A 12,733-nucleotide genomic window follows, 5' to 3' on the forward strand; every position below is an offset into this window, starting at 1 on the left:
TTTACAGTTGTCAACACTTTTTTTCATATTTTTATAATTTATATTTTTACTATTCGACATATATAAACCGATTTTCTTTTCCGTTTCACTTGTCTTTTAGTACACTATAATGATATAATTTAACATATAATATTTATTAAAGGGGTGGCTTTTTAAGCCTGTTTGAATTGATTTACATATATAATTTATGTTAAAGAGGGGGTGGACTGAAATGAAAACAAAAAAAGTATTTACCGCTAATCTCGTACCCGGAATGGTCATCGCAGAAGCAGCATACACAAGCGACAATCATCTGGTTATACAGAGCAATACCGAGATTACTGAAGATATAATTGATAAATTAAAATATTATTCAATAAAGACGGTTCGCATATATCTGAATGAACCTAATGAAACAAATAAATCCAAAACAAATAAAATTGAACCAACTTATTTTGAACGAATTGAACAATCCGAAGATTTTAAAAAATTTCAAAACGAGTTTAATGCCTGTCTTGAAGGTTTTCAAAAAACACTTAACAATATAATTATCAAAAGTAGTGATGGACTTATCGATGAGATGCTCTCCGAGATTGAAAGTGTCTTAGAAAAATCAAGAAACCCGCTCCATTTGCTTGAAATGATGCAGTGTATGCGTGGATATGATGACCTTACATATACACATTCCATCAATGTTGCACTCATAAGCAATGTTATAGGAACATGGATGAACCTTGGTCACGACGATATAGAAACCCTGATGATTGCGGGTATGCTTCATGATATTGGAAAACTGCGTATTCCTCCTGAAATCATCCAAAAACCGGGACGTCTTACTGATGAAGAATATGAGATAGTCAAAAAGCATCCTCAATATGGATATGACATTTTGTCTACGAAAAACCTTAATCCAAAAATAAAGCTTGTTGCGCTCCAGCATCATGAAAGATACGATGGAAAAGGTTATCCATACGGCTTAAAAGGAAATGAAATAGACCTTTTTTCCGGAATAGTTGCCATTGCGGATGTCTATGATGCCATGACTGCCGACAGAGTTTACAGAAAAGGTATTTGCCCGTTTCCTGTTCTTGAACATATGGAACTTCAAAAAGAGTTATACGAACCGGGTGCTTTATTTAAATTTATCGAAAGAACAGTCGAGGCATACATCAACACAGAAGTTCTTCTCTCAAACGGTGATGTCGGACGTGTTGTTTTATTAAACAAAAGTTTTCTTTCAAGACCGATTGTTATATCCGGTGATAAAACTTATGATTTATCTAAAGATTTTCATTTACAGATTGAAGCTTTACTTTAAATTTGGAATTTTATAGTAAAAATAGCCGCAGAAAACACGATAAAATCGTGATATTCTGTGGCTATTTTTTGAATATTTTAAGCAGTGTTTGAAGTTGCCTTATACTCTATAATTTAGGCAGATATATAAACATAAGATACGCCCATCTTGCTACCATTCCCGTTATTATAACAACTATCTGAAGTATAATATCAAACCATTTTCTCTTTACTTTCTGCTCTCCTGTTTTTGCATCTTCCTCTATGAGGTCAATTTTTGGGGAACTTCTCTTTATAATCCATATATAAAAACCTACAACAACAAAATATCCCAAAAACATGACCGCACCCAGAAGCTGTGACAAACCGTCACCTTTAGGGCTGTATGCCGCCGCACTTCCCGATGCATTTATCAGCTTTGTGAAAGCAGAATAAAGATAATCGAGAGAAATATATCCCAATACCAGACTGATAACAGAAAAAATCAATCTCTTCCACCATTTCATCATGCGATAATTCCTCCCGTTCAATGCTTTCTACGCATATTCATCAAAATTCATTCCCGACAATATCATACTATCTCTCTCCATTTTTGAAATTTCGTATGGATTGTCAGTGTTGTTATATGAAACGCTCTGCACATCTGCATATCTTGCCTTAACTTCATTCGCTTCTTTTGTGTCATATGTTTCACTTGTTTTGTCATCACCATAAACTACAGCATACTTTGCTTTGTTCTCCTGTTCTTCAACCGCAGGTGTCCGATTTATCTTTTTTACCGGCGTAACAGGACTATTCTGTACCTGATTAAAATTTGAATTTCCGTATGTGTATATACTGCTTATATTGTTTACGTTATTTATACCACTAATCTGCATATACATCCCTCCTAATTATCTTCAATTATACTCTCCATTTTCATTCAATGCAAGGGATTTTGCTATTACGAATTACTTTCGCTGCAGCTGGCAATATAAACTTTCCGGCTCATCGACCGACTCTCGTCTCAGAAAATATCATACAACTTCTATCTCCATATCAAACGGATTCAAAGTAATTTTCTCTTTGCCGATTACGACTTCCTGCTTTTTTTCTGTATTATTAAATATGAAACGCCACTTCTTTTCTCCGTAACGATAAGTTATTTCTACTCCTTTCGGAAGGTTTTCTACAATATCAAGTCCATGTTCTTCTGCCATTGTTTTAGCAAAGCCAATGCTTGCGTCACGGTTTAATACGCTTGCAAAATAATACACTTCTCCATTGCCATATTTGTTTCTGGTGACAGCGGGAGCATCCTTATAAAACTGTTCATTATATCTTGCGAGAACTTCCACATTATCATTTTCTTCTATAATGTCACACCAGCGTTTTCCGTAAATAATATTGTTTTGTTCATCTCTTATCGCAACTTTCATTCCATCAGGAAGTACATCATATTCAGTCACTTTTATTCCCGCAAGTTTTGAATAAACTGTAGGAAGTTGTTCCATAATGCATTTATTGTTATAATCCCTTTCGCCGGAACGATTTGTCAAAATGACTGCTGCCCCATTGTCCGCCGCTTTATATAAATTTGCTGTTGTCTCCTTATTCTCAACAAACATCGTTGGTGCAACTATTATTTTGTAATCATCAAGGTTTTGCGTCTGATTTATAATATCAACTCCAAGTCCAAGACAGGTAAATGCATCGTGCCATTGCTTCATCTGCTCAAAATAATGCATTTCCTGAGCCTGATGCTGATTTTTAAATGCATACTCATTGTCAGACGAATACAATATTGCAATTTTATTTCTGCAGACCGTTGTGCTAAGTCCCTGAATTTCTTTTACTTTATTGCATAATTCACAAAATTCTTTATATCTTCTTCCCGGGACATTACTTTGGTCTATTATTCCCTGCCAGTACATTTCAGCTCCTGAGACTGCTGTTCTCCATCTGAAATGAATAACCGCATCTGCACCGTGCGCTATTGCCTGAAGCGAATACCCTTTAAGCATTCCGGGCTGTATTGCCCTTGACATCGGCGTCCAGCTTCCTACTATTCCACTGAGCTGCTCCATAATCCAAAAATTCTTATTCTTAATTCCACGCATAAGGTCAAGATGAAATCCGTGTGAGTAAAGTGTTTCTTCATCTTTTGGCAACGCCGTTGTCGGATAATTGTCAAATGAAACAACATCAAGTTCATTAAACATATCATAAAAATCCGGCATGTTAGCACACAGCCATGTATTTGTTGTGATAAGTTTATCAGGTGAAATTTTTCTTATTATATCCGACTGGAATGCCACATAATCGCATGTACTGTCAGACGCATATCTGTTAAAATCAAGATTAAGCGACGGATTAAGCCATTTGTCATTTTCATTCATAGGAGGCATAACCTGTGAAAAATCACTGTATTCACCACTCCATACATTGTTCCCGTATGCCTTATTTACTGTCTGAACTGTTCCGTATTTTTTTCTGACCCAGTTTCTGAAGCTTTCTTTGCAAACATCACAGCAACAATGATTTGCTTCAAGTTCATTATCTATCTGATAACCGATTACGCTTTTATTATCTTTGTATCTCTCTGCCATCTTAACTATAATCTTTTTTGAAAGTTCCCTGTAAACAGGACTGTTAAGACAACGGTGTCCTCTTATCCCTGTCTGAATTTTCTTTCCCGTCTTGTCAACCTGAACAATTTCGGGATACTTTTCAAAAAGCCACTGCGGAGGTGTGTTTGTCGGGGTACACAAAATCACATACATATCCCTCTCGCCGAAAAGTTGTACGGCTCTGTCAAGCCATTCAAAGTCAAATTTTTCCTCCTCCGGTTCAAGTCTGCACCATGCAAACTCTGCCATTCGCACAATTTTAACCCCGGCGTCATACATCATATCCGCATCCTTAACCCAAAGAGCCTCATCCCAGTGCTCAGGATAATAATCCACACCTATATTTATACCCTCAGGAAAATTTACAATATTATTATCTGCCATTTGTACCTCACTTTTCTAATATTCCAATTTTTTAATCTCCAAAAGCTGGTCTCTGAGTTTTGCTGCCAATTCAAAATTAAGTTCTGCCGCCGCTGTATGCATCTGTTTCTTAATTTTTGCGACAAGCTTATCGATTTCTTTTTCACTCATCGACTCAATGTCTTTAACTATATCGTCACTGCTTGTTTCTACCTTCTTTGAAATACTTATCAAATCTCTGACGGCTTTTTTAATAGTCTGCGGTGTAATTCCATGTTCCTCATTATATTCTGCCTGTATTTTTCTTCTTCGATTTGTCTCATCTATGGCATTTCTCATAGAATCAGTTATGACATCCGCATACATGATAACTCGTCCGTCTGCATTTCTCGCCGCTCTTCCTATCGTCTGAATAAGTGAAATCTCTGAGCGCAAAAATCCCTCCTTGTCGGCATCAAGAATAGCCACAAGTTCAATCTCAGGAATATCAAGTCCCTCTCGCAAAAGATTGATCCCCACAAGTACATCGAATACATCCATTCGCATATCTCTGATTATCTCTGATCTCTCAAGCGTATCTATATCAGAGTGAAGATATCTTACTCTTATTCCAATCTCTTTAAGATAATTTGTAAGATCCTCCGCCATCTTCTTTGTAAGTGTATTTATCATAACCTTATTTCCGGCATCAAGTGTTTTTCTTATCTCCCCCACAAGGTCATCAATCTGTCCTTTTACAGGTTTAACCGTAATCTCAGGGTCAAGCAAACCCGTTGGTCTGATAATCTGCTCAACCCTTGCAAGTTCATGCTCTTTCTCATATACATTCGGTGTTGCTGAAACAAAAAGCATCTGATTTATGTGGCTCTCAAATTCATCAAAGTTGAGAGGTCTGTTATCAAGTGCCGATGGCAGTCTGAAACCGTATTCTACGAGTGTATTTTTTCTTGAACGGTCACCTGCATACATTCCCCTTATCTGAGGTATCGTGATATGAGACTCATCAACCATGATAATAAAATCATCAGGGAAATAATCTAACAACGTATGCGGTGGCTGTCCCGGCTTTAATCCCGACAAATGTCTTGAATAGTTTTCTATCCCCGAACAAAATCCAGTCTCACGAAGCATCTCTATGTCAAAATTTGTTCTCTCAGAAATTCTTTGTGCCTCAAGAAGTTTATCCTGGCTTCTAAATTCTTTTACTCTGTATTCAAGTTCATTTTCAATGCCTATAATGGCTCTGTTCATATTGTCTCTGTCTACTACATAATGTGATGCCGGGAATACTACCATGTGTTCAAGTTCAGCTTTTATCTCTCCAGTCAGTACATCTATCTGAGTAATTCTGTCAACTTCATCCCCGAAAAATTCAACTCTAAATGCCATATCCGACTCCGAAACCGGAAATATTTCAAGCACATCACCACGAACTCTAAATGTACCACGTTTAAAGTCCATGTCATTACGCGCATACTGAATTTCAACAAGCTTTTTAATAACCTCATCCCTGTCTTTCATCATACCAGGTCTTAAAGACACTGTCATGTTCTGATAATCTATCGGACTTCCAAGACCGTATATACATGAAACACTCGCTACAATGATAACATCTTTTCTCTCTGTCAGTGCGGCTGTAGCTGAATGTCTCAATTTATCTATCTCGTCATTTATAGATGAATCCTTTTCTATATAAGTGTCTGATGACGGAACATACGCCTCCGGCTGATAATAGTCATAATAAGACACAAAATATTCAACGGCATTTTCAGGAAAGAACTCTTTAAATTCTCCATACAGCTGTGCCGCCAATGTTTTATTATGCGCAATTATAAGCGTCGGCTTATTCAATTTTTCTATGATATTTGCCATTGTAAAAGTTTTTCCTGAACCTGTAACCCCAAGCAACGTCTGGAACTGGTCACCCTCTTTAAACCCCTTCACCAATTCTTCAATAGCCTGCGGCTGGTCGCCGGTCGGTTTATATTCAGAATGTAATACAAAATTATCCATATTGTCATGCCTCCTCTTCAAACGATTAGTAATTCTACCTTACATCACCTGTTTTTTCATCAGCCTTCCGGCTAACGAAATAAGTTTTCAAAATAATCAAGAGCAGCTTCCACCTGATTATCAACTTTTATTCCCGTCTCTTTTAATTTCGTCATTTTCCCTGTATATTCAACTTTCATATCAGGTTCAAATCCTTTTCCGTGAATATTGTTCCCTTTCGGCGTGTAATATTTTGATGTTGTAAATTTTATTGCTGTTTTGTCCTGAAGTTCAAATGATGACTGTACTATACCCTTTCCAAAAGTCTTTGTCCCTATAAGCTTTGCCTTTCCATAATCCTTAAGTGCACCGCTAAACACCTCAGACGCACTTGCGGAATTGCCATTTACAAGTATGACAATAGGTACATTTACCTCCTGTTTATCCTTTGTGTAATATTCCTGTGCCATACCTTGCTTATCTTTTGTGTAAACCACAAGTTCTTTCGGAAGCAGCCTGTCAAGCATTCCTATTGCAGTATTTAAAAGTCCTCCGCCATTGTCCCTAAGGTCAATTATAAGACCTTTTTCACCTTTATTCTCCAAATCGTCAACAGCTTTTATAAATTGTTTCTCAGTTACCTCTTCAAAACCGCTTACAGAAATATAGCCTATATTATTATCAAGCATCTTGTATGAAACAGTATTATCCCTTATCACTTTTCGCTCTATTTTCATCTTTAATAACTGAGCAGCATTTTTCCTTTGCAGTGCAATTTCAACACTTGTGCCCTCTTTTCCTTTTACTTTTGACACAATATATGAAATATCTTTGTTTTCAATATTTTCTCCGTCAACCTCGACCAAAATATCCCCCTTTTTTACTCCCGCTTTTTCAGCAGGTCCGCCGGACACAACACCTATTATAGTGAGAACACCTGTCTTTGAATTTTGAGACATATATGCGCCAATTCCACAAAATACGCCGCTTGATTTTTCAGAAATATCCTCATATTCATCCTTTGTATAATATGCCGCATATTTGTCATCAAGACCATTTAATATTCCCTTATATATCGAATCCGCCATCTTTTCATAATCTATATTATTCAGATAATACTTATCTATATAAGCAGACAGCAGATTTACCTTATCTTTAATTTTTTCCGCCTGCTCATCCGTAACCTGGCTGCTGCCTGTTTTTATTGCTGAATTTAAATCAAGCCTGCCTGTATACAATCCAACCGTTACAAGCACAACAAAACAGGTAACAGTCACTATAACTCCCATTAAAACGCCTTTTATATAACTTAATGTTTCTTTTTTATTATTCATATAATCACTCTTCCAATCAGTTTTTGATATTGTTTACTGCTAATAAAATATATATGTTGTTGGTTTCAAAAATATTTTACCCCTGTCTCCGGCAGTGTCAGCTCGATGGCATCTGCGGCAACAGGGGTATTTTTTATTTTTCAATATTAAAACTCAAATGTTTCCATATATTTCATATATTTAACAACCATCAACGCAATCTTAAATGTAATCGCATCATCAAACACTCTCAAATCAAGTCCTGTGCTCTTTTCGAGCTTGTCAAGTCTGTATACGAGTGTATTTCTGTGAATGTAGAGCTGTCTTGATGTCTCTGATACATTCAGGCTGTTTTCAAAAAATTTGTTTATCGTTGCGATAGTTTCCTCGTCGAAATCGTCCGGTGTCTTGTCACCGAATATCTCACCTATAAACATCTTGCAAAGGGGCATTGGCAGCTGATATATCAATCTTCCTATTCCAAGACTGCTGTATGCAATAACATTCTGGTCACTATAGAAAATCTTTCCTACGTCAAGTGCCATCTTTGCTTCCTTGTAAGAACGTGAGACATCTTTTATCTCATTTACGATAGTTCCATAAGACACATGAACACTTATCATCGCCTCTGTGTTTAACATATCAAGAATGACATTTGCTGTCTTATCCATGTCCTCATAGCCTTCATTTTCTTGAAGCTCTTTGACAAGAATAATATTTTTTTCATCAACCTGAGTTATAAAGTCTCTTGTCTTTCCTGCAAATAATCCCTTTACAGTTTCTAAAGCGTTTGAATCTTTTTCATTTTTTGTCTCTATCAAAAATACTACTCTATTTACACTTGTGTCTATATGAAGTTTCTTTGCACGATTGTAAATATCAACCAAAAGAAGATTATCAAGCAAAAGATTTTTTATGAAATTATCTTTATCATAGCGTTCCTTGTATGCAACAAGAAGGTTCTGAATTTGAAATGCCGCAAGTTTTCCGACCATATACACGTCATCACTGTCACCCTTTGCAAGAATAACATATTCAAGCTGATGGTCATCAAAAACTTTGAAAAACTGGTACCCCTGAAGTACCTGACTGTCTGCCGGAGACTCTACAAATGCCATAACTGCATCTTCATACTCTTCAACATTATTTATTGTCGTAGCTAATGCTTTCCCCTCTGTGTCCATAACACATATATCAATTCTGGTAATATTCTTAAGTCCATCTATTGTTGTCTGTAAAACCTGATTAGATATCATATATTCCCTCCAACATTTATCATCTATATTTTACTTGCCGCCGTTTACACTATAAAACTACACAGCATCCTACTTTTTAACTCTATTATTAAACTATACCATCAATTTGCACAAAAGTAAATACTACATAAAACAATATATCCATATTTACCATATCATCATACTAAAAAATTGTGCATTTTAACAAAAACCACCTTCCCTGTAAAAATATATATCATAAAATTCACGTCCAAAAAAGAACCGTCACAAAATCGTGACGGTTCTTTAAATAGAACTGTATATTTAAAATACATAACATTCTTTTAAAACTAGTTTGTAATAACTTTCTCTGTTTCCTTGTCGAATACATGAATCTTGCTTGTGTCAAGCGCAATCTTGATTGTATCGCCAGGACGAGCTGTTGTACGAGGATTTACACGAACTGTGATGTCAAATCCTTCTACTGTGAAGTATAAGAATACTTCGGCACCAAGCATTTCGTAAACTTTTACAGTAGCTTCAAGAACATTGTCTGTACCGTTGTTTACATAAATCTCTTCATCCTTGATATCCTCAGGACGAATACCCATGATAACATCCTTATCAATATATCCGCCTTCAACAAGCTTCTCAGCTTTTCCTTCAGGAAGTTTAACTGAGTATGTACCAAACTCAAGTTTAACGTCTGAACCGTCTTTAACTGCTTTACAGTTGATGAAGTTCATCTGAGGTGATCCGATGAATCCTGCTACGAATACGTTGCAAGGTTTTGTATAAAGGTCGATAGGTGAAGCAACCTGCTGCATAACACCATCTTTCATAACTACGATACGAGTACCAAGTGTAAGAGCCTCTGTCTGGTCATGTGTAACGTAGATGATAGTAGCTTCAAGTCTCTGATGAATCTTAGAAATCTCTATACGCATCTGTACACGAAGTTTTGCATCAAGGTTTGATAAAGGCTCATCCATAAGGAATACCTTAGGATTACGAACGATTGCACGACCCATAGCAACACGCTGTCTCTGACCACCTGATAAAGCCTTTGGCTTACGGTCTAAGAGATGCTCAATATCAAGAATCTTTGCTGCTTCATGAACAAGCTTGTCAATCTTCTCCTTTGGAGTTTTTCTAAGTTTAAGACCAAATGCCATGTTGTCATAAACTGACATATGAGGATAAAGAGCGTAGTTCTGGAATACCATCGCGATATCTCTGTCTTTTGGCTCTACATCATTTACAAGAGTATTTCCAATCCATAACTCACCTGAAGAAATTTCTTCAAGACCCGCAATCATACGAAGTGTTGTAGATTTACCACAACCAGAAGGTCCTACGAAAATGATGAACTCCTTGTCTGCGATGTCAAGATTGAAATTTTTAACTGCCTGAAATCCGTTTGGATATGTTTTACAAATGTTTTTTAAAGATAAACTTGCCATTATATGTTTCCTCCTAAATTTTATACAATTCGTTTAAGCTGAATATGATGCAGCCATTTGAATGAAATCATCAAACACTTTGCAATCATATTATATAGTGTGATTTGCCTGTCACATCTTTCATGTTTGTATAATACACTATCTTGAAATATTTTACCATAGGATAAATAGCCAAATAAATTTTTGACTTTTTGTGCAAAGAGTATATAAATAAGATTTATTATATTTTTTTTGCCGTTTTATTATTAAATGTCACAATATTTTCACTCTCAAACTGTCTGTTTTAACCAAAAACGATATTGTTTTTGGTTAAAATAGTCAAATTATTCGTCTTTTTTGGTGTTATATATGTCAATTCTTTTCCTAAAAAATTTCGCCTTAAAAAATTTCTGAGGTATTCTCTCTATAGCAATCTTTTCATATATGCCCGCTAACCCGATTTTTCTTATCCATGACGGAATTTTTTTTTCTTCTGCCATTATTATTTGTGCAACTCCACCAATAGCAACACATAATTTTGAGTTTAACAAATTCGCATGCTCCATAATCCAGCTTTCCTGAACGCCTATTTTTAAATCAACAAGCAAAATGTCAGGTATACAGCTGTTTATTTCATTTACCATTGCTGCATCCTCCACCTCTTCGCTGTATACACACGAACCTATAATACGAAGCTCAGGCTGATTTTTTTTGCAGTAATTTCTGAGATTTTCCACATCCTTGCCGCTGTCTGTCACTATGTATATAGTTCTGTCCTGCTTCTGAAGATTTTCAAGCATAATCCCAAAACTTTTGCAGCTCACAACCATACCGGCATCCTTCAAAATATCTATTTTATAATTTGTCAGAAGAGCTTCCTCTCCCGGCAGAAAAAGTTCCGCTCTGTCTACAAGTTCATGATATTTTTCATTTTCTGCAGCTTTGTTAAGAATGTCAGCTGACGCAAAAAATATTACATCCAGCTTGTCATCATTAAGATATGTATTTATTTTTTCTATAAAAACATCATTGCTGAGCATATCAATTTCAATGCCCATAACATTTACAACCGATTGCATAATATACCATGCCTTTCCTAAATACTTACCTGCACATTCAGCTATATACACTGTTTTATGCGGTAAAGTTAAAAATGCACGTCAACAAATCTGTAGCGTGCATTTTAAATTTGCTATTCTATATCAATTATTAGCATCAGCTGTTCCTATAATAATCTTTATATCATATCCGGTATCAACTGTTCCTGTCTCAACAACAGGATTGCTAAAATATTTCACCAAATCTTTACCAACACCATCTTCCTTTACAATAATCTTTGTCTGCGTCAATGTAGCAGCTGTGTAATCACCAATTTTCTTTACTTTATATCCCGCATTTGTAAGCGTAGTTTTTGCAGCCGTTGCAAGACCTCCTATCTGACTTCCGTTTAATACAATTATACTCTTTCCTTTTGATGATTTTGTCGAAGTTTTTGCAACTTTGTTAAATACCTGTGCCTGAGTATATGTTGTAGTGTTATTTACAAGGTTATTTATAAATGATTTTGATGCTTTTGTATCTACCGCAAATATTTTGTCGGAGTATTTGCCCGGAATCCCCCAATAGTGAATCAAATCCGGATCCATTTTTTCATAACTTTCCACATAACCAATTTTATTATAGACAGTAAGATTTGAATCCACTCTCTCATACTGATCCTTTATAAACTCGGCTATCTTGTTCTGATCACCCTTTATATCTTTAAGCTGATTCACATAACTTCTGCTTGCAACATTTATTTTTTCCGTAACCGTAACAGATTTTTCACTGCTTGACTCCGCAAGTGATAACGGTTTAAATTTCACTTCTGTATTTCTTCTTGAATAATGATTAAGATATGTTTCCTGGTCTAATACCGTGTAATAACTAATCTTTACACCAAGCATTTTCTCTATAATAAGTTCTCCATAACCATACGCGTCCTCGTCATTCTGAAAATACTGTTTAAGTCTCCCTATTCTTATTATCTGAGGTATCTCCTGATTAACTATACTAAGTTTCTGATACATCTCAGTCGGTATCGTATAATCTGTTCCGACAGGAATAGTTATATAGTCCATATTGTTTGTTTTTGTGTTGCAGATTTCAAGCATAAGATGTGATATCTTATTGTCGTTGCTTACATATATAAGATTTTTTGAAATTTCATCTGTCTGTGCTTCCTCAACAATATCTTTTATTTCATTTGAAGATGTTCCAACATTTTCCGAATTGTTTGAGAGAACCATATATGAAATTTTGTAACTTGCAAAACCTACTGCAATTATTATCGCTATTCCCAATATTGATTTCAATAAGCTCAGGATAAATACCTTTGCTATACTTTTCTTTTTCATGATTGTACCTTTCTAATCTTAATTCTTTTTGTATAATACTTAAAAAACATATGAAGTATTATAACAAAAAAAAAATTCTATGTAAAGCAAAACCCCTATGAGCATAACTTTTTTAAATAAATTGTAATA

10 protein-coding genes are annotated in these 12,733 nt (G+C 35.6%); 1 reads left to right on the forward strand and 9 read right to left on the reverse strand.

Annotated elements, in window-relative coordinates; translation table 11 throughout:
* The first annotated feature begins 211 nt into the window (after positions 1 to 211).
* Complete coding sequence (locus ACZLXV_RS09460) at positions 212 to 1,297, forward strand: HD-GYP domain-containing protein (RefSeq protein ID WP_482383249.1); 1,086 nt, start codon at positions 212 to 214, stop codon at positions 1,295 to 1,297.
* Between the two features lie 106 nt (positions 1,298 to 1,403).
* Here ACZLXV_RS09460 and ACZLXV_RS09465 read toward each other — a convergent pair whose 3' ends face one another.
* The 9 genes from ACZLXV_RS09465 to ACZLXV_RS09505 form a co-directional block, all read right to left on the reverse strand.
* A complete protein-coding gene (locus tag ACZLXV_RS09465; RefSeq protein ID WP_022223962.1) occupies positions 1,404 to 1,784 on the reverse strand; it encodes a hypothetical protein in 381 nt (126 codons plus the stop codon).
* Between the two features lie 27 nt (positions 1,785 to 1,811).
* On the reverse strand, positions 1,812 to 2,153 hold the full coding sequence (locus ACZLXV_RS09470) for a hypothetical protein (protein ID WP_367335732.1): 342 nt from the start codon (positions 2,151 to 2,153) through the stop codon (positions 1,812 to 1,814).
* Between the two features lie 138 nt (positions 2,154 to 2,291).
* Complete coding sequence (locus ACZLXV_RS09475) at positions 2,292 to 4,268, reverse strand: beta-galactosidase (protein WP_482383250.1); 1,977 nt, start codon at positions 4,266 to 4,268, stop codon at positions 2,292 to 2,294.
* A 15-nt stretch (positions 4,269 to 4,283) separates the two neighbouring features.
* Positions 4,284 to 6,260 (reverse strand): excinuclease ABC subunit UvrB, encoded by a 1,977-nt coding sequence (gene uvrB, locus ACZLXV_RS09480; protein ID WP_482383251.1) that lies wholly within the window; start codon positions 6,258 to 6,260, stop codon positions 4,284 to 4,286.
* 71 nt (positions 6,261 to 6,331) lie between these two features.
* A complete protein-coding gene (locus tag ACZLXV_RS09485; protein WP_482383252.1) occupies positions 6,332 to 7,573 on the reverse strand; it encodes a S41 family peptidase in 1,242 nt (413 codons plus the stop codon).
* A gap of 146 nt (positions 7,574 to 7,719) precedes the next feature.
* Complete coding sequence (locus ACZLXV_RS09490) at positions 7,720 to 8,808, reverse strand: PucR family transcriptional regulator (RefSeq protein WP_022223967.1); 1,089 nt, start codon at positions 8,806 to 8,808, stop codon at positions 7,720 to 7,722.
* Positions 8,809 to 9,116: 308 nt separating this feature from the next.
* Positions 9,117 to 10,229 (reverse strand): ABC transporter ATP-binding protein, encoded by a 1,113-nt coding sequence (locus ACZLXV_RS09495; RefSeq protein WP_022223968.1) that lies wholly within the window; start codon positions 10,227 to 10,229, stop codon positions 9,117 to 9,119.
* A gap of 323 nt (positions 10,230 to 10,552) precedes the next feature.
* Positions 10,553 to 11,287, reverse strand: coding sequence for a WecB/TagA/CpsF family glycosyltransferase (locus tag ACZLXV_RS09500; protein WP_482383253.1), 735 nt, complete (start codon positions 11,285 to 11,287; stop codon positions 10,553 to 10,555).
* 123 nt (positions 11,288 to 11,410) lie between these two features.
* Positions 11,411 to 12,604, reverse strand: a complete 1,194-nt coding sequence (locus ACZLXV_RS09505) for a LytR C-terminal domain-containing protein (RefSeq protein ID WP_022223970.1) — start codon at positions 12,602 to 12,604, stop codon at positions 11,411 to 11,413.
* Positions 12,605 to 12,733 lie beyond the last annotated feature (129 nt).

The organism is Butyribacter sp. (assembly GCF_056818865.1).